The organism is Thiocapsa roseopersicina (assembly GCF_900106925.1).
GTDB lineage: Bacteria > Pseudomonadota > Gammaproteobacteria > Chromatiales > Chromatiaceae > Thiocapsa > Thiocapsa roseopersicina.
Genome location: NZ_FNNZ01000001.1, coordinates 78,272 through 97,234 on the forward strand (window position 1 = coordinate 78,272; position 18,963 = coordinate 97,234).

The 18,963-nt window shown below is 64.1% G+C and carries 14 protein-coding genes and 2 tRNA genes; 11 read left to right on the plus strand and 5 right to left on the minus strand.

The annotated features are described in order from the left end of the window. The first annotated feature begins 150 nt into the window (after positions 1–150). The 5 genes from lon to BLV04_RS00380 all read left to right on the plus strand — a co-directional run bounded on the left by lon (position 151) and on the right by BLV04_RS00380 (position 5,540). The gene (gene lon / locus BLV04_RS00360) at positions 151–2,610 is read left to right on the plus strand and encodes an endopeptidase La (protein WP_093027003.1); all 2,460 of its coding nucleotides are present in this window, start codon (positions 151–153) and stop codon (positions 2,608–2,610) included. A gap of 439 nt (positions 2,611–3,049) precedes the next feature. After that, the gene (locus BLV04_RS00365; RefSeq protein ID WP_093027006.1) at positions 3,050–3,322 is read left to right on the plus strand and encodes an HU family DNA-binding protein; all 273 of its coding nucleotides are present in this window, start codon (positions 3,050–3,052) and stop codon (positions 3,320–3,322) included. 13 nt (positions 3,323–3,335) lie between these two features. Beyond that, positions 3,336–3,411, plus strand: a tRNA-Val gene (locus tag BLV04_RS00370). 40 nt (positions 3,412–3,451) lie between these two features. Then, a tRNA-Asp gene (locus BLV04_RS00375) sits at positions 3,452–3,528 on the plus strand. Between the two features lie 89 nt (positions 3,529–3,617). Continuing rightward, complete coding sequence (locus BLV04_RS00380) at positions 3,618–5,540, plus strand: SurA N-terminal domain-containing protein (protein WP_093027008.1); 1,923 nt, start codon at positions 3,618–3,620, stop codon at positions 5,538–5,540. Between the two features lie 81 nt (positions 5,541–5,621). On the opposite strand, the gene BLV04_RS00385 is transcribed toward BLV04_RS00380, so the two are convergent. Then, positions 5,622–6,398 (minus strand): enoyl-ACP reductase FabI, encoded by a 777-nt coding sequence (locus tag BLV04_RS00385; RefSeq protein WP_093027010.1) that lies wholly within the window; start codon positions 6,396–6,398, stop codon positions 5,622–5,624. Between the two features lie 269 nt (positions 6,399–6,667). Between BLV04_RS00385 and BLV04_RS00390 the strand changes: the two genes are divergently transcribed. The 6 genes from BLV04_RS00390 (at position 6,668) to BLV04_RS00415 (ending at position 15,600) form a co-directional block, all read left to right on the plus strand. Further along, the gene (locus BLV04_RS00390) at positions 6,668–8,842 is read left to right on the plus strand and encodes an ABC transporter substrate-binding protein (RefSeq protein ID WP_093027012.1); all 2,175 of its coding nucleotides are present in this window, start codon (positions 6,668–6,670) and stop codon (positions 8,840–8,842) included. Next, on the plus strand, positions 8,839–9,819 hold the full coding sequence (locus BLV04_RS00395; RefSeq protein ID WP_093027014.1) for an ABC transporter permease: 981 nt from the start codon (positions 8,839–8,841) through the stop codon (positions 9,817–9,819). Before BLV04_RS00390 ends, BLV04_RS00395 begins: the two co-directional genes overlap by 4 nt. Next, a complete protein-coding gene (locus BLV04_RS00400) occupies positions 9,816–11,234 on the plus strand; it encodes an ABC transporter permease (protein ID WP_093027016.1) in 1,419 nt (472 codons plus the stop codon). The genes BLV04_RS00395 and BLV04_RS00400 overlap by 4 nt, the downstream gene beginning before the upstream one ends. A gap of 81 nt (positions 11,235–11,315) precedes the next feature. Beyond that, entirely contained in the window at positions 11,316–13,346 is a 2,031-nt protein-coding gene (locus tag BLV04_RS00405) for an ABC transporter ATP-binding protein (protein ID WP_093027825.1), read from the plus strand. A 105-nt stretch (positions 13,347–13,451) separates the two neighbouring features. After that, positions 13,452–14,795: an EAL domain-containing protein gene (locus tag BLV04_RS00410; RefSeq protein WP_093027018.1), complete on the plus strand. Its 1,344-nt coding sequence runs from the start codon at positions 13,452–13,454 to the stop codon at positions 14,793–14,795. A 592-nt stretch (positions 14,796–15,387) separates the two neighbouring features. Further along, positions 15,388–15,600, plus strand: a complete 213-nt coding sequence (locus tag BLV04_RS00415) for a cold-shock protein (RefSeq protein WP_007193172.1) — start codon at positions 15,388–15,390, stop codon at positions 15,598–15,600. A gap of 189 nt (positions 15,601–15,789) precedes the next feature. Here the strand turns inward: BLV04_RS00415 and mobA are convergent, their stop codons facing one another. From mobA to BLV04_RS00435, 4 genes are all read right to left on the minus strand, one after another. Then, positions 15,790–16,404, minus strand: a complete 615-nt coding sequence (gene mobA, locus BLV04_RS00420; RefSeq protein ID WP_093027020.1) for a molybdenum cofactor guanylyltransferase MobA — start codon at positions 16,402–16,404, stop codon at positions 15,790–15,792. Between the two features lie 31 nt (positions 16,405–16,435). After that, positions 16,436–16,924 (minus strand): L,D-transpeptidase family protein, encoded by a 489-nt coding sequence (locus BLV04_RS00425; RefSeq protein ID WP_093027827.1) that lies wholly within the window; start codon positions 16,922–16,924, stop codon positions 16,436–16,438. An 85-nt stretch (positions 16,925–17,009) separates the two neighbouring features. Continuing rightward, entirely contained in the window at positions 17,010–17,381 is a 372-nt protein-coding gene (locus tag BLV04_RS00430; protein WP_093027022.1) for a DUF2237 family protein, read from the minus strand. Between the two features lie 76 nt (positions 17,382–17,457). Beyond that, positions 17,458–18,876, minus strand: coding sequence for a transglycosylase SLT domain-containing protein (locus tag BLV04_RS00435; protein ID WP_093027024.1), 1,419 nt, complete (start codon positions 18,874–18,876; stop codon positions 17,458–17,460). Positions 18,877–18,963: the final 87 nt, after the last annotated feature.

Consider the following 18,963-nt stretch of genomic DNA (forward strand, 5'->3'; position numbering starts at 1 on the left):
TGCACCGGGTTTCTGTTGAAGTCGGCTCGGCGCGCCCTGATCCTTACCGCAGACCACTACTCCACCGACGCCCCGAGCCGACGCACGCTCGCGAGCCGCGGCGACACAAGTCGCCGGCTCGGGTCGTCCACTTCACGAGAACGGATCAACATGGCGCACCACGATTCAGTATCCAGCTCGGCATCCGGCACTTTTCAGGAGGTTCCGGTTCTTCCTTTGCGGGACGTCGTCGTTTATCCGCATATGGTGATTCCGCTTTTTGTCGGCCGGGACAAATCGATTCGTGCGCTCGATGCCGCGATGGCGAGCGACAAGCAGATCCTGCTGATCGCCCAGAAGAGCGCCGATGTCGACGACCCGGGCGTGAAGGATCTTCACGAGATCGGCACCCTGGCCAACATCCTGCAGCTGCTCAAGCTCCCCGACGGGACCGTGAAGGTCTTGGTCGAGGGCAATCAGCGGGCACGTATCGACCGTTTCCTGACCACCGAAAGCTCCTTCTCGGCCAACATCGAGCCGATGGACGAGACCTTGGAGGTCGACGAGCGCGAGCAGGAAGTGCTCATGCGCTCGGCGGTCACGCTGTTCGACCAGTACGTGAAGCTGAACAAGAAGGTGCCGCCGGAGGTGTTGACCTCGCTGTCGAGCATCGACGAGGCGGGTCGGCTCGCGGACACCATGGCCGCGCACATGTCGCTGAAGCTCGACGAAAAACAGCGTGTTCTGGAGATGATCGACATCCAGGCGCGCCTCGAGCATCTGATGGGTCTGATGGAGTCCGAGAACGACATCCTGCAGATGGAGAAGCGCATCCGCGGGCGTGTGAAGCGCCAGATGGAGAAAAATCAGCGCGAGTATTATCTCAACGAGCAGATGAAGGCGATCCAGAAGGAGCTCGGCGAGCTCGAGGACGCGCCCAACGAGATCGAGGACCTGGCCAAGCGCATCGAGGCCGCCGGGATGCCGCGCGAGGCCAAGGCCAAGGCGCAAGGCGAGCTCAACAAGCTCAAGCTGATGTCGCCGATGTCGGCCGAGGCAACCGTGGTTCGCAACTACATCGACACCCTGGTCGCCGTGCCCTGGAAGAAACGCACGCGCATCCGCAACGACATCAAGGTCGCCGAGGCGGTGCTGGACAAGGACCACTACGGCCTGGAGCGCGTCAAGGAACGCATCCTCGAGTATCTCGCGGTCCAGCAGCGGGTGCGTAAGCTCAAAGGTCCCATCCTCTGTTTGGTCGGCCCGCCCGGTGTGGGCAAGACCTCGCTCGGTCAGTCCATCGCGCGGGCGACCAACCGTCAGTTCGTGCGCATGTCGCTCGGCGGCGTGCGCGACGAGGCCGAGATCCGTGGCCACCGTCGGACCTACATCGGCGCGCTGCCCGGCAAGATCATCCAGAACCTCTCCAAGGCAGGCTCGCGCAACGCCTTCTTCCTGCTCGACGAGATCGACAAGATGGCGATGGACTTCCGCGGCGACCCCGCCTCGGCGCTCCTCGAGGTTTTGGATCCGGAGCAGAACCATACCTTCAACGATCACTATCTCGAGGTCGATTTTGATCTTTCCGAGGTGATGTTCGTTGGTACCGCGAACACGTTGAACATCCCGCCGGCACTCCTCGACCGCATGGAGGTGATCCGTCTCTCGGGTTACACCGAGGACGAGAAGGTCGCGATCGCCGAGCGCTATCTGCTCCCCAAACAGATGAAGAACAACGGTCTAAAGGACGGCGAGGTGTTGATTCGCGAGAGCGCGTTGCGCGACATCATTCGCCATTACACGCGCGAGGCCGGTGTCCGCAGTCTCGAGCGCGAGATCTCCAAGATCTGCCGCAAGGTCGTGAAGGAGGTGCTGCTCAAGAAACGCGACACGGCCACGACGGTCAGCGCAAAGAACCTCGAAAAATATCTGGGCGTTCAGCGTTTTCGGTACGGCCGCGCGGACGAGCACGACCAAGTCGGCCAAGTCACCGGTCTGGCCTGGACGGAGGTCGGAGGCGAGCTACTTCGGATCGAGTCGGCCTTGGTCCCCGGCAAAGGAAAGTTCACCTATACGGGGCAGCTGGGCGACGTGATGCAGGAGTCCATCCAGGCCGCGATGACGGTCGTGCGCTCGCGCGCCGACGCACTCGGGGTTCCTCCGGACTTCCACAACACGCTCGACGTGCACATCCACGTGCCCGAGGGGGCGACCCCGAAGGACGGTCCGAGTGCCGGCGTGGCGATGTGTACCGCCCTGGTGTCCGCCTTGACGAAGATCCCCGTGAAGGCAAGCGTCGCTATGACCGGCGAGATCACGCTGCGCGGGGAGGTGTTGCCGATCGGCGGGCTGAAGGAGAAGCTCCTCGCCGCGCACCGGGGCGGTATCGAGACGGTGATCATTCCGCTCGAGAACGAGCGCGATCTCACCGAGATCCCGAAGAACATCAAGCAGCACCTGCAGATCCATCCGGTACGCTGGATCGACGAGGTGCTAGACATCGCGCTGACGAAACACCCGGAGCGCATCGCTGCCGAGGCCGATGGAAGCGACCCGATCACGGTCGAAGAGGACAAGCGCGAGGCCCCGGCAGAGCCCGTTCGCGATCAGACCGCTCGGCTCCACCATTGATGCCGACCCGGGCCGGAAGGGCGCTCGGGGCGACCTGGGTCTCTTCTGGCCGCGGTGCGACCCTCGGATCTCCTTCCCGCCCACATTCTCCGGCCAATCGGATCGTCGCAGGCGCCGATCATCGGGCTGTCGCAGCGTCTTCGAAGCGCCCCGACTGCATGTCTTGCCGCGACGAATTACGCCTCGGGGGACACCGTCGCGCGTTGTCCGGTGCGGCTGTGCGCGAGTCGTTATCGTTTCGTCTACAGAACGCCGTTTTATCGGCACGAAAGGCAAAAAGCCGGTTGCCCTCGTCTGGACTCCGATTTAGCATGCAGCGCAGGTCGGTCGGGCCGCTGAGGCGGTGTTGCGGTCCCGCTCATCGGGCGGAAGCCGGTTTTGGTTTCCTCGGCGTCGGGGCCCGCATTTGCGCAAAGTGAACGAATCAACAGGGGGAGCAATGAATAAGTCGGAACTCATCGAAAAAATGGCGGATGCCGCGGATATCTCGAAGGCTGCGGCGGGCAAGGCCCTGGATGCCTTCACCGATGGCGTCGCCGGTGCGCTCAAGGCGGGCGATACGGTCTCCCTGATCGGCTTCGGAACCTTCGCAGTGAAGGAGCGTGCCGCGCGCACCGGTCGTAACCCCCAGACGGGTGCGGCGATCGAGATCAAGGCATCGAAGACACCTTCATTTAAGGCTGGCAAAGCCCTGAAGGACGCAGTACAATAGTCGTTCGTCTAAAGGGTGCTTAGCTCAGCTGGGAGAGCATCGCCCTTACAAGGCGAGGGTCGCAGGTTCGATCCCTGCAGCACCCACCAAGTGCTTCGAAGCCAATTTCTTCGAAGCCGACGTTTTTTCGGAGCGGTAGTTCAGTTGGTTAGAATACCGGCCTGTCACGCCGGGGGTCGCGGGTTCGAGCCCCGTCCGCTCCGCCATCACTGCCAGTCGGGGATACCGCCTTCGGTATTCCCGACTTCTATCCCGGATCCGTCCTCCACCGCCCCAATCAGCAGTTGAAAGCCTCATGCTTCAAGCCATTCGGGAACGTGCCCAGGGCTGGCTCGCCTGGGTCATCGTCGCACTCATCAGTATTCCATTCGCCCTCTGGGGCATCCAGTCTTACCTGGGTGTCGGGGGTGAGCCTGTCGTCGCCAAGGTCAATGGCGTCGAGATTACCGACCGTGATCTAAGTCGGCGTGCTCAACAGGCGCGCATCGAGCTGCGCGAGCGCCTCGGCGCGGCCTACGACCCGGCGCTCTTCGAGGAAGGACGCCTGCGTGCCGAGGTCCTTGACGACATGATTCGGCAAACGCTGCTGTTGGACGTGTCCAACCGCATCGGTATGCGGGTGTCCGACGAGGAGGTTCGCATGCAGATCCTCTCCGAGACTGCCTTTCAGCGCGACGGCCGCTTCGATCGCGAGTCTTACGAGCAACTGCTCCGCCTACAAGGGCTTTCTCCCGCACAATTCGAGGAGCAGCTGCGTCAGCAGTTGATCGGAAACCAGCTGCTGCGCGCCGTGGTCGGAAGCGAGCTCATCACGAGCCGAGAGCTCGGCGACTATCGGCGACTCGCCGGCCAGAGGCGAGAGCTGTCGTATGCCGTCATGCCCGCGGCGGATTTCCGCAGCGATGCGCCGATCGGCGAGGCCGAGATCCAGGCCTTCTACGAGGCGAACGGGGCGCGGTTCCAAAGCCCGGAAATGGTCAAGCTGGATTATCTGGTGCTCGATGTCGCCGAGCTTGCAAAGGGTGCGGAGATCGGCGACGACGAGCTTCGGCGCCTCTACGAGCAGGATCAGTCACGCTTCGGTCGGCCCGAGCAGCGCAGCGTGCGCCACCTTCTGCTGACCGTCCCGCAAGACGCCGACGACGCCGCGGCGCAGGCCGTCGAGGCGCAGATTCAGGCCATTCGGGAGCGGATCCTCGCGGGCCAAGCGTTCGACGAGGTCGCGCGCTCCGAGTCGCAGGATCCCGGAAGCGCGGGCGAGGGCGGATCGCTCGGGACCATCGAGCAAGGCATCATGGATCCGGTGTTCGATTCGGTCGCTTTCGCGCTCCCCGAGGGTGAGCTCAGCCAGCCTGTCCGTACGCGCTTCGGCTATCACCTGATCGAGGTGACCGAGATTATTCCGCCGGCGTTGAAAACGTTCGACGAGGTCAAGGAGGAGCTTCGCGCCGAGGTCTCGCGCCAGCGTGCCGAATCGCTCTTCTATGATCTCGGCGAGCGGCTCGCCAATGTCGCCTACGAAACCCCGGACAGCCTGCAGCCTGCGGCGGACGAGCTTGGCCTGACGCTCCTGCAGAGCGATTGGATCGGTCGCTCGGGTGGGGAAGGCGTGCTCGCGCATCCCCGGGTGACCGGTGCCGCGTTCAGCGACGAGGTTCTCGTGGGTCGCAACAACAGTGATCTGATCGAGCCCGAGCCCGAGGTCCTTCGGGCCGTCGTCCTGCGCGTCGCGGATCACCGTGTGGCGGCGATTCGTCCGCTCGACGAGGTGCGCGACGAGATTGCCGAGGAGCTGCGTTCGGAGCGTGCCCGCGAGGCGGCTCTACAGGCGGCCGGAACCGCTGTCGAGCAGCTTCGGCAGGGCGTGAGTTGGTCCGAGGCGATGCCCTCGGCGGTGGTCGAAACCCTGGGTGCCGTGGGCCGAGATCTCCAGAGCGTTCCGGCGCCGGTTCGGCAGTTGGCCTTTACCCTGCCTGCACCCGTCGAGGGCACGGCAAGCGTCGGCACGACCGTGCTCGAGAACGGAGATGTTGCGGTGATTCAAGTCACCGAGGTCAAGGACGGCGGAGAGGCTCCGTCGGAAGGTCCTTCACCCGCATCCGAGGCCGAGATGCTCGCCCAATTGCTCGGGCGTCACCTCTACGACGGGATGCTCGGGGACATGCAGTTGCGGGCCAAGGTGGAGCGCAATCCCATCAAGACGACCTCCGACCTCTGACCCGACCTCGGGCCCGGCTCCGCCGCGGACAACCGCTCGGCCGGGCGGCCGGTACGACTGCCCGGCCGCCCCGCCGCGACTCTAGCCCAGGCCCAGGATGTGGTAACCGGTATCGACGTACAGCACGTCTCCCGTAATGCCGCTCGCCAGATCCGAGCAGAGGAAGGCGGCAGCATTTCCCACCTCCTCGATACTGACGTTGCGCCGCAGCGGCGTGCGTTCCTCGACCTTCTTGAGCATATCGCGAAAATCCGAGATTCCGGCTGCGGCAAGCGTGCGGATGGGACCGGCGGAGACGGCGTTGACGCGCGTCCCCTGCGGACCGAGAGAGGCCGCGAGATAACGCATGTTCGCCTCGAGACTCGCCTTCGCCACACCCATGACGTTGTAGTTGGGAACCGCCCGCACGGCGCCCAGATAGGTCATGGTGACGAGCGCGCCGTTGCGCCCCTGCATCATCCCGCGGCCGGCCTTTGCCAGAGCGGCGAAGCTGTAGGAGCTGATGTCGTGGGCGGTTGCGAAGCCTTCGCGCGTGACGGCGTCGACATAGTCGCCCTCTAGCTGTTCGCGCGGGGCGAAGGCCACCGAGTGGACGATCCCGTCCAAGCCGTCCCAGCGCTCGGCAAGCGCGGCGAACAGGGCCTCGATGTCCTCGTCGCTGCCTACATCGAGCGGAAAGGTCATATTCGAGTCGCACTTGGCCGCCATGTCTTCGACGCGGGATTTGAGCTTGTCGTTCTGATAGGTCAAGGCGATCTCGGCACCCTCGCGGTGCATGGCCTCGGCACAACCCCAGGCGATGGATCGGTTGCTCGCGACCCCGGTGACGAGGATCTTCTTTCCGCTTAGGAATCCCATAATTCGATATCTCTTCCGTTCAGTGGGCGTTCAATGGGCGGCGCCGCAAGGCGCGCGGATCGGTGGGGGCGGGAAGGGCTTGCACGGATGAATTCACCCGAGAGGTTGTCCGCGCGATCGTTCGAAGATCGCGATCGCCGCCGCCGCGGGTCCGGCGGGCGAGGTCTGCGCCTCGGCGCGGACACCTCGAGGCCGATGCAATCCCTCTTCTTACCCCCATGTGCCTCGCTAACATTACAGAAACTCGGTTATCGGTGAAAGGGTCAGGCGTGCGGACAATCGAGCGGTTCGACATCCGAGGACGTTTCCTGCTTGGCCTGGCCGCCATCCTGCTGGCGGGATGCGGCGAGGCGCCTTGGAATGATCCCTACCCGGCGGGCGACGCGACCGGCAACCGGATCTACAGCTCGTTCGCCGAGCGGCCCAAGCACCTGGACCCTGCGCGCTCCTACAGCGCCGACGAGTATGCCTTCCTCGCACAAATCTACGAGCCGCCGCTGCAGTACCACTTTCTGCTGCGTCCCTATCGTTTGGTGCCGCTCACGGCGCTCGAGGTGCCCGAGCCCGCCTATTTCGACGCGGACGGCAACCCGCTCCCGCAGGATGCGCCGGCCGAGTCGATCCATCGCAGCGACTATCTGATCCGCATCCAGCCCGGGATCCGCTACCAGCCCCATCCGGCCTTCGCCGCGTACGATTCGGGCGACTATCGTTATCATGCCCTGACGGCACGCGATCTGCGCGGCATCAACCAGCTCGGAGACTTCGAGCAGACCGGGACACGCGAGCTGACGGCCTGGGACTACGTCCACCAGATCAAGCGGCTGGCCGCGCCCTGGACACATTCGCCGATCGCGGGGGTGATGCAGAAGCACATCCTCGGGTTCGAGGAGTATGCGCAAAGCCTTGCGGAGACGGCCGAAACGGATCCGTTGCAGCGAGTGGCCCGACTGCGGGACTCCGAGATCGCGGGTGTCGAGGTCGTGGATCCCTACAGCTACCGCATCGGCGTCAAGGGTAAGTATCCGCAGTTCGCCTACTGGCTGGCTATGCCCTTCTTTGCCGCTATGCCTTGGGAAGCGGAGGTCTTCTACGCCCAGCCGGGGCTGCACGAGCGCAACATCACGCTGGACTGGTACCCGGTCGGCACCGGTCCCTTCATGCTCGGGGAGAACAATCCGAGCCTGCGGATGGTGCTCGAGCGCAACCCGAATTTCCGCGGCGAGCCTTATCCGAGCGAGGGCATGCCCGAGGATACGGCATCCGGGATCCTCGCCGATGCCGGCCGGCCGATGCCCTTCATCGAGGAGGCGATCTATAGCCTCGAGAAGGAAAGCATCCCGCGCTGGAATAAGTTCCTGCAGGGTTTTTACGACAGCTCCGGGATCGCCTCCGACGCCTTCGATCAAGCCGTCCAGATCGACGCAGGGGGCGAGCCCGTGCTGACCGATGCGATGCGCGAGCGCGGGATCAGCCTGCTGACATCGGTCGAGCCGTCCGTCATGTACATGGGATTCAACATGCTCGATCCCGTGATCGGCGGCGACTCGGAGCGGGCACGCCTCCTGCGGCGGGCCATCTCGATCGCGGTGGACTTCGAGGAGTTCATCTCCATCTTCACCAACGGTCGCGGTCTGGTCGCGCAAGGCCCCATCCCGCCGGGAATCTTCGGCTATCGCGAGGGCGAGGCGGGGATCAATCCGTTCGTCTACGAATGGGTCGGTGGGCGGGCCGTGCGGCGCAGTCTCGACGAGGCCCGCGTCCTGATGGAGCAGGCAGGGTATCCGGGCGGTCGCGACCAAGCGACCGGGCGGGCACTCACGATCAACTACGAGGCGATCGCGACCGGCCCCGACGACCGCGCCCGTCTGAACTGGATCCGCAAGCAGTTCGCCAAGCTCGGCATCGAGCTCGTGATCCGCTCGACCGACTACAACCGGTTTCAGGAGAAGATCCGCAACGGGACCGGTCAGGTCTTCATGTGGGGCTGGAACGCGGACTACCCGGACCCGGAGAACTTCCTCTTCCTGCTCTACGGGCCGAACGGCAAGGTCGAGCATCAAGGCGAGAACGCGTCGAACTATGCCAATCCGGAATTCGATCGTCTCTTCAACGCGATGCGCTTCATGGACGACGGTCCGGAGCGTCAGGCCGCGATCGACCGCATGGTCGAGCTTGCGCGCACCGACGCGCCCTGGCTGTGGGGCTTCAACCCCAAGGCGTTCAGCCTGCACCATCGATGGATGTACAACGCCAGTCCGAATCAGATGGCGAACAACACGCTCAAATACCGCCGGGTCGACCCCGAGCTGCGCGAGCGGCTGCGCCGTGATTGGAACCCGCCGATCCTTTGGCCGCTGTGGGCGATCGGGGGACTCCTCTCGGTGATCATCCTTCCGGCGCTCTGGCTGGTGTGGCGGCGCGAGCGGAGCACCGCGCTGTGACCGCCTACATCATCCGGCGATTGATCTACGCGATCCCGATCCTGATCGGGGTGAACCTTATCACCTTCGTGCTCTTCTTCGTGGTCAACGCCCCGGACGACATGGCGCGGATGCATCTCGGCGAGAAACGGGTGACCGAGGAGGCGATCCAGACCTGGAAGCAGGAGCACGGCTACGACCGGCCGCTGCTCTACAACCCGGATGCCTCCGGTCTCGGGCGCTTCACCGAGACCATCTTTTTCGAGAAATCGATCCGCTTGTTCGTCTTCGACTTCGGCTCGTCCGACAACGGTCGCGATATCGGCTACGACATCTCTCAGCGGATGTGGCCGAGTTTGGCCATCGCCATCCCCGTGCTGCTGGTCGGACTCGCCTTCAACATCTCCTATGCGCTCTTTATCGTCTTCTTTCGCGCGACCTATGTGGACATCGGCAGCGTCGTCCTGCTGGTGGCCATGATGTCGATCTCGGGCCTCTTCTACATCATCGGCGGGCAGTTTCTGCTCGGCAAGCTCTTCCACCTGGTGCCCATCTCGGGCTACGACACCGGCGTGGAAGCCTGGAAATTCCTGATCCTTCCTGTGATCGTGGGCGTGATCGGGGGGATCGGGGCCGGCACCCGCTGGTATCGCACACTCTTTCTGGAGGAGATCTCAAAAGACTATGTCCGCACCGCAAGGGCGAAGGGCTTGAGCGAGCGGCGTGTCCTCTTCCGCCATGTCTTGCAGAATGCCCTGATCCCCATCCTGACCGGTGTCGTCGTGGTGCTGCCGCTGCTCTTCATGGGCAGTCTCATCAGCGAGTCCTTCTTCGGGATCCCGGGGCTCGGCAGCTACACCATCGACGCCATCAACAGCCAGGATTTCGCGATCGTGCGCTCGATGGTGTTCCTCGGAGCCGTGCTCTATATCGTCGGGCTGATCCTGACCGATATCTCCTACACGCTGGTGGATCCGCGGGTTAGATTGCAGCCATGAGCGTGATGCCGGTCGTGCTCTGGACCGATGGTCTGGTGTTTCTGCTGTTGGCATTGATCGGCGCCTTCGTGCTCTATGCCTCGCGGCACGAGCACATGCGTGCGCCTTGGCGGCGGGTGGTGCGCTCCCGGGTCGGGGTGGCGACCATCGTCGTGCTCGGCTTCTATGTGGTCGTCGGGCTGCTCGACACGGTGCATTTTCGACTCGCGCTCGACCGGCAAGGGGACAACGGCGCCGAGACCCGCTATTCGCCCGAGGTCTTGAGTCTGCTCGACCTCGCTCTGAGCGGGTTGCGCGAGCGTCAGGAGAAGACCTATTCGGCGCCGTTCGCCACCCATCTCTTCGTGAAGGAGGCGATCGAGCAGCCGGACGGGACCCTGCTGCGCGATTATCCTCGGCTTGAATACGGTGGCGCGCATCTGGAGGATCCCGCGCGTCAGCGCGGCTTCGACATCGCTTGGCGCGCCGCTTGGGGCGCGCTGCAGGGCCTGGTCATCTGGGTGGTCCTGGCGGCCGGCATCCTTTGGTTGATCGCCCGCTCGCGCGGGGAGACCTCGGCGGCGACCCGTGCGGCCATCCTGGCGGGACGCACGCCGATCCCCTGGCGGACCGCCCTGATTATGCTCGGCATCATGCTGGTGCTCAGCGCCATTGCCGGCGAGCTGGCGCTCAAATATCACATCCTGGGGACGGACAAGGTCGGCGAGGACGTCTTCTATCAGACGCTCAAAAGCATCCGCACCGGGCTCCTGATCGGCACGCTCACCACCCTGGTGATGCTCCCCGCCGCGGTCTTGCTCGGCATCATGGCCGGTTATTTCCGGGGCTGGGTCGACGATGTCATCCAGTATCTCTACACCACGCTGAACTCCATCCCGGGCGTGCTCCTGATCGCCGCGGCCATCCTCTTGCTGCAGGTCTACATGAGCAACCATGCCGACGACTTCGCGAGCCTGGTGGAGCGCGCCGATCTGCGCCTGTTGTTCCTGGTGTTGATCCTGGGCGTGACCAGTTGGACCGGCCTGTGCCGTCTACTGCGCGGTGAGGCGTTGAAGCTGCGCGAGGTCGACTATGTCCAGGCGTCCACCGCCTTGGGGGTCGGTCACTTCACCCTGATCGGCCGCCATATCCTGCCCAATGTCATGCATATCGTGCTCATCACCCTGGTGTTGGACTTCAGCGGACTGGTGCTTGCCGAGGCCGTGCTCTCCTACATCAATATCGGGGTGGACCCGACGATGAATTCATGGGGGAACATGATCAACAGCGCGCGACTCGAGCTGGCGCGCGATCCGGTCGTCTGGTGGTCCCTGACCGCGGCCTTCGTCTTCATGTTCGCCTTGGTGCTCGCGGCGAACCTCTTCGCGGACGTGGTGCGCGATGCCTTCGATCCGAGGCTCAAGGGTGCACGCTGATTGCGTCTGCGAGCCCCCGGCGCCTGCGGTGCATCCGTGCGGTTCGATCGCTTGTTTCGAAACGAAAAGGGTGAGCGTCTGATGTCGTCCGATGTTCTGCTCGAAGTTTCGGGACTGACGACGTTGCTCGGGGATGCCGCGCGGCCCGTTCGGGTCGTCGACGGGATCGATCTCGAGATTCGCCGGGGCGAGACCTTCGTGCTGCTCGGTGAATCCGGATGCGGCAAGTCCATGACGGCGCTCTCGCTGATGCGCCTCCTGCCGCCGTCCGGGCGCGTCGCGGCCGGCGCGGTGCGTTTGGCCGGAACGGACCTGCTGCGCCTGACCGAGGCCGAGATGCGCCAAGTCCGCGGCGGGCGGATGGCGATGATCTTCCAGGAGCCGCAAACCTCGCTCAACCCGGTCATGAGCGTCGGCGACCAGATCGCCGAGGCCGTCCGGGTCCATGAGGGCGGATCGCGCGATCGGACACCGGCGCGTGTCGTCGAGCTCATGCGTGCGGTCGGTATCCCGGATCCCGCCCGACGGGTCGACGAATACCCGCATCAGCTCTCGGGCGGCATGAAGCAGCGCATCATGATCGCCATGGCCCTGGCCGGCGACCCGCAGCTCCTGATTGCCGACGAGCCGACCACCGCGCTCGACGTCACCATCCAGGCCCAAGTGCTTCGACTGTTGAAGGATCTTCAGGCGAAGACCGGGATGGCCGTGCTCCTGATTACGCATGATCTCGGCGTGGTCGCCGAGACGGCGGATCGTTTGGCCGTGATGTACGCCGGCCAGATCCTGGAGACCGCGACGACCGATGCCTTCTTCGCCGCGCCGGCGCATCCCTACAGCCGCAAGCTGATGGAGAGCCTGCCCGGTGCGGACAAGCGCAGCGCGCGTCTGGCCGTGATCCCGGGACGCGTCCCGCATCTGGATCAGGCGTTCGTCGGCTGCCGGTTCGCCGAGCGCTGTTATGCGGTCATGCCCAGATGCCGTGACCAGGCGCCCGTCTGGCGCGACCTGGAGACCGGGCAGGGCGTGCGCTGCCATCTCTGGGACCAGGCCGGCGGGCAACCCGAGGGTCTGACGCGCGGGGTGGGGGATGCGGCTGCAGCGCCCGAAACGGCGCTCGAAGGCGCGCCGGATCCGGAAGCAGCCGTCGCACCCATGCTGCAGGTCCGGGATCTGAAGGTCCACTTCCCGATCCACGACGGCGTCTTCCGGCGTGTGGTCGGACAGGTCCGCGCCGTCGACGGCCTGACCTTCGACCTGACACCGGGCCGCACCTTGGCGTTGGTCGGAGAGTCCGGTTGCGGCAAGACCACCGCCGGCAAGGGTATCCTGCAGCTGACGACGCCCACCGGCGGCTCGATCCGCTATCTGGATGCGGAGCTGGTGGGTTTGGGGCATCGGCGGATGCGTCCGTTCCGCAAGGATCTTCAGATCATCTTCCAGGATCCCTACGCGGCGATGAATCCGCGCATGTTGGTCGGCGATCTGATCGGCGAGGGCCTCCAAGCGCTCGGGATCGAGCGCAGTCGGGCCGCGCGGATGCGGCGCGTCGCCGAGCTGCTCGATCTGGTCGGCATGGACTCCGATGCCGTCGACCGTTACCCGCACGAATTCTCGGGCGGGCAGCGCCAGCGCATCTGTATCGCCCGCGCGCTCGCGGTCGAGCCCAAGCTGATCGTCTGCGACGAGCCGACCAGTGCGCTGGACATCTCGGTCCAGGCCCAGATCCTCAACCTGCTGAAGGATCTCCAGGATCGGCTCGGGCTCGCCTATCTCTTCATCACCCACGACATCTCGGTGGTGGCCTATCTTGCGCACGAGGTAGCGGTCATGTATCTCGGGCGCGTGGTCGAGTGCGGTCGCGTCGACGAGATCCTCGACGATCCGCGCCATCCCTACACGCGGGCGCTGCTCTCGGCCGTGCCTGTCATCGACCGAGCCAAGCGGCGCAGGGTGATTCGTCTCGAAGGCGACATGCCCTCGCCGAGCAACCCGCCCTCGGGCTGCTACTTCCACCCGCGCTGCCCCGATGCAGTCGCGGCCTGCGCGCTGTCGTATCCGGAGGAGACGCGCCTGAGCACGACCCGTCTCGTCCATTGCCTGCGGGTCTGACGCGCGCGCTCAGAGTGTTTCGACGGCACCTCTTGTCTTGCTGGCCCGCGCACCGTATGGTCCTGTCACTCCACTAGGATCCGTGCGCGGCCCCGTCCAATCGCAATGAGCAAAGCGAAGCAAATCCTCTGTATCGACCCCGAGCCCTCGGACCTTCGCATTGCAGCGCTCTTGAACCGGCAGGGCATTGCGGTCGATCTGACCGAGGTCACCTCGCCCGAGGGCTTGCGCGACGCCTTGGAGCGCCCCGATTGGTGGGACCTGATCCTGTGTGATGGCGCGAGCTTCGAGGCCCTCGGCGTGGAGACCGTTATCCTGCCTATTCGGGACGATCTCGATGCCTCGCTGGTCCTGGTGAAGGCGGCCGGGAATCCTTTGAGTGCGAAACAGGGCCATCGTCTCGGTGCCGCCGACCTAGTCGTGCGGGACGATCTGGATCACCTTCTGATGGTGTGCGAGCGCGAGCTCCAGAGCTGTGCCCTTCGAAAGGAGCTGCGCGGTCTTCGCCGCTCGGCGGGCCTTCTCGATCAGGGCGCCCCGCGGTCGGTCATGCTGGCGACGATCCATGACCTGAGTCGCACTGCGCGCGGGGGCAACGACGATTCCCCGCCCAACGCACCGGCGGTCGGGGAGAGTCCGGTTGCCGATCAGGCCCGCATCCGTGCAATGATCGATGCAGGCGGGCTCACGCTTGAGTTTCAGCCGATCATCTCCCTGAGTACCCACGAAGAGCATCGCAGCATGTTCGAGACCCTGGTGCGCCTCAAGGACGACACCGGCAAGCTGCTGATGCCCGGTGAGTTTCTGCCCGTCCTGGAGTCTGCCGGCTGGATGGCCAAGATCGACCTGTGGATTCTGCGCCGTGCCTTGGCGACGCTTCAGGAGATGCAGGAGGGCGGAGCGCAGGATGCGGTGCTGTTCATCAACGTCGCCACCGAGACACTGAGCTCGACGGAGACGGCGAAGGCGCTCGGCGCCTTTATCTCGGCCGCCCGACTTGCCCGCGGCTCGGTTGTCATCGAGGTGCGCAAGTCCGCCTTTACCGATGCGCGGGCCGCCTTGGAGCGGTTTGCCCAGGTGCTGCAAGCGAAGAATCATGGCCTTTTAATCGAAGATGCCGGGGTCGAGGACTGCGACTTTCTCGCCGAGCACCGCGACCTCATCACGCATGTGAAGCTCGAGCGTGCGATGACGCAGGGGTTGGTCGAGCGGCGCGTCCCGCAGGATGCAGTCAACGCGCTGGTACAGTGTGCGAAGAAGGAGGGCATGCGGGTGATCGCTCTGGCGGTCGACAACGCCGAGCTTCTGCCCATGCTGTTCGCCGCGGGCGTGGACGCGATTCAGGGGCATTTCGTCAGTATGCCTTACCGGAATCTCATGTATCCCAGCATTCAAAGGGTCGAGTCCAGCTCCGGACCGGCTTGGCAGGGGCCCGTGCGGTCGGGCTGAGAGGTTTCGTCCAGGCGCAAATTTTTTTGCTCCGACGGCTGCAATCGGCGCGCATTTTTCGAATTTCGCGGTACACTAGGCGCAAGTGAACGCCTCGCGCATGGAATTCGGATCAGGTTCTTCGAATCGCTCGACACCCCTTGATGCCGATCTTGTACAAGATTAGATACCGATATCAGACGATCGACCCCATTCCGACATCCGCATCTTATTCCTGCCTCCTCTTCAATCCCGTTACGATGAGCATCCGCCTTCCGTTAGACGTTTTCGTGTCCGGTTCAGCGCATTCGCTTTCGAGCGCTTTATCGGCGTCTGCGGAGCAAAGCCGATTGCAGACATCGATGTCGTCGGGTAGGGTGCGCTGCACGGCGCTATGGGGTATGGAACAACAACAAAAAATCCGGTTAAGGCATGCTGCACGCGAACCATGGACCGCCCTTCGGTGACCGGGATCCGACGCATGATAAAGACTGAGTCAGATGGTCTTGATTCAGATTCCACTCCAGACCGAGTGGAGGACACACTAGCCTTGTTTCAAGGCTGGGTTTAAGTAAAGCCAACTCAGGTTGGTCCGTTAAGTGATGAGGTTGATATGCCAGGTGAATTGGTTTCCGGGACGGTCAAGTGGTTCAATGACGAGAAGGGATATGGCTTCATTGAGCGCGAAGGCGGCAAGGACGTCTTCGTCCATCACAGCGCCATCAACGGCTCCGGGCGCAAAACGCTGCTCGAGGGTCAAAGGGTCACCATGGAAGTGACTCAAGGCCCCAAGGGCCCTCAGGCGGAGAACGTGACTCCCGACTGAGGTCGCGACACCACCCGGAGCCGAGCTGGATTGCTCGATCCGACGGGGGCCGGGGTTCTTCGTAGGATCGACCCTGCGGCCCCCGCTCCCCGTCGCACTGCTCTCAATGGCCTCGGCCCTTGAGAGCTTTTGTCTCTTCTGGTTTCGCCGGGTCCTATCCTCTGCAAGGACCGGGCTCTCGTCTCCCTTTCACCTCGATGGCATCAGCTGCGATGCGAGCCGCGCGACGTCCTCGGCCGAATTGATATTGGCGAATGCCTGCGGCTGATCGCTGAAATCCGCCAAGGCTGGCCGATGTCGCGCGACCCACTCTCCGACCTTCCGAGCGCCTGCTGTCATATCGGCCGAAAGCGCCTGTTCGAGCGAGACCGGCAGGAGTGCATAGACCGGGTGAATGCGCCCACCTTCGGTTACCGTCGCCGAAGTCATCTCGCCCGAGACCAACGCCGCGATGAGTCGGCTTGCCAGATCCGGCGGCAACAGAGGCCCGTCGCACGGGACGGTCAAGATCCAATCGGTTCGGGCTGCGCGCATGGCACTCAGCATCCCGGCCAAGGGTCCGTTGAATACGGGGTCGGAGTCGGCGATCACAGGCACGCCGTATTCCGCATAGATCTCGCGGTGACGGTTCGCGTTGATGAGCAGCGCGCCAACCTGCGGTGCGAACGCTTCCAGCACCCATTCGATCATCGGGCGACCGGCGAGCTCCGCCAGCCCTTTATCCACGCCCCCCATGCGACTTCCGCGGCCACCTGCCAAGATGACCCCGGTGATATCGAGTGGTGTCGGGGGATATCGATTCATTCCTAGTCCGAGTGCGGGGCTCTCTCGGTGTTCATGGCAAGATCTCGATCGGCGTCCCGTCGACGGTCAGTGACCAAATCTCGTCGATCTCCCGGTTGGAGACGGCGATGCAGCCAAGCGTCCAATCGTCCTCGATCCGCGTCGAGCGGTTTTTTTCGTTCGGTTGGCCGTGGATCAGGATCATCCCTCCGGGCGGCTCGCCGCGACGCTCGGCGCGCCACCGGTCGCCGGGGCTCGGATAGGAGATGTGCAGCGCCTTATGGAACCGGCTTCGGTCGTTCCGGCGGTCGAGCAGGTAGCGTCCCTCCGGAGTACGGCCGTCGCCTTCGCGTGTTTTGTGCCCGATCGGTCGAAACCCGAGTGCGATCTCGTAACTCCGCAAGGCCCGGTCTCCCCGCATCAGGTAGAGGCGACGCTCGGCCTTCTTGACGACCAACCGGTCGGCGTTGCCCGAGGGTGCGCGATGAGATTGGTCGAGGTTTCGGGGTGTGCTCGGATCCACGAGGGGAAGATACGACATCGCCGGTGCGTGCGCCGAAAGCATCGACAGCACCGCGGCGATGATCAATACGCGACCTGCGGCTCGACCTGATCTCGCCCTGGCGTCACGACAGATCGAAGGCATGCGACTTGAGGTCGGCGAGGCTGACGACCTCGAGTGCGCGCTCGTGGGTCGCTCTCAGGACGACACGCGGGGCCGCTCCGGCTTCGAGGGCCTCTTGCCATCGCGCGGCACAGAGACACCAGCGATCGCCCGGCTTGAGACCGGGGAAACCGTATTCGGGCTGGGGGGTTACCAAGTCGTTGCCGCGGGCGAGACTCAGCTCGAGGAACTCGCGGGTTATGCGCGCGCACACCGTGTGGGATCCCGCGTCCCGCGGGCCGGTCTCGCAGTCACCGTTGCGCGTGAAGCCGGTCAAGGGATCGAGCGAGCAGACCTCGAGCGGCTCACCCAAGACGTTTTTGTGGTCGTTCATCGGACTGTCCCGTCGGGAGCGCCCCCTGGGGCGGTAGCGCGATTCCGGCGAGTGTATCAGGCGAAACAACCCGGCGTCAGGAGGTCGGCGCGCGCCCCGGCGGATAAATGAGGATCAGGTCGCCTGGATTCAGTCGCGTCTCGGCGAGCTGATTCCAACGCTGGAGATCCTTGACGCTCACGCCGTAGCGTTTTGCCAGTGTCTTGACTGAATCGCCCTTGGTGACCAAGTGCGTGATCAAGGCGGAGTCATCGGTTGCCTGGACCTTGAGTGTTTGGCCCGAGAGCAGCGGCTCACGAACGGAGACGCCGTTCAGATCCGCGAGTGTGCGCGGCTCGATACCGTTCGCGCGCGCGATCGAGGCGATGGTCTCGCCGCCCTTCACCGTATGTAACTTATGGCGCTCGGCGCGCGCGACCTTCGAGCGGGTTGCGGCACTGGGTCTGGGCTGGGCCACGGAGGCCATGGCCGGCATGATCTGGACCTGGCCCATCTTCTTGCCGATCCGCTGACCGGTCCCTGCCGGCACCAAGATATGGCCGGGGCCGTCGGGGGCCGTCCTTCCGAGCTTAAGCGCGGGGTTGAGGCGCTGCAGCTCGTAGAGCTGAACGCCGGTCGCCGAGGCAACCCGGTTCAGATCGATCGGCTGATGCGTGCGGACCACTTCGAGCTGGGGCCGATCGGGCACCGGCGGAAGGTTGAGGCCGTAGCGGGTCGGTGCGGCGACCAGGCGTGCGGTGGCGAGGATCTGCGGGACGTATTGCTTGGTTTCGTTCGGAAGGTTGAGCGACCAGTAGTCGGTCGGCTTGCCGCTGCGGCGATTGGCAGCCTGTGCGGCGGCCACGCGACCCGGACCGCAGTTGTACGCAGCCATGGCGAGCGTCCAGTCGCCGTCGAAGCGTCGGTTGAGCTGCTCCAGGTAGTCGAGTGCCGCGCCGGTGGAGGCCAGCGGGTCACGTCGGCCGTCGTACCAGGCATCTTGTCGCAAGCCCATTTCAAGCCCGGTGTAGGGCATGAACTGCCAGATCCCGGCGGCCGCCTTGGGTGACGTGGCAACCGGATTGAAGCGGCTTTCGACATGAGGCAGGAAGGCGAGCTCCATCGGCAGTCCGCGCCGCTCGATCTCGGTCACGATCATGTGCAGATAGGGCATCCCTTGCTGGGACATCCTGGACAGATACTGGGGGTCTCGGCGGAAGCGCTCGACGGTGCTGTCGATGCGCGCGTCCGCGTAGAGATCAAGGGTCATCCCGGTGCGGACACGGTTCCAGAGGTCACCACGCGAATCCAAACGCCCGGCGGTCCGCCTTTCCATGACCACGACATCGGTTGCCGGTCGGACGTAACCGTATTCGCGAGCGGAAACCATGCCTGAGTAGCCAGAGTCTCCGAGGTCATTCTCGACCGTGCGGGTCTCCGTCGCGCAACCGTTCAAGAGCAGCGTCAGTACGCCGAGCGCGCTGAGCGTGCGCGCAAAACCAGCGGCATCAGGCATGTTTCCCCCCTAAGAATTCCCGGTAAGCGATTGTTTAATTGAGTTTTCCAGGAATTAGGAAAGCATCATACCCAAAGCGGGCCGTCA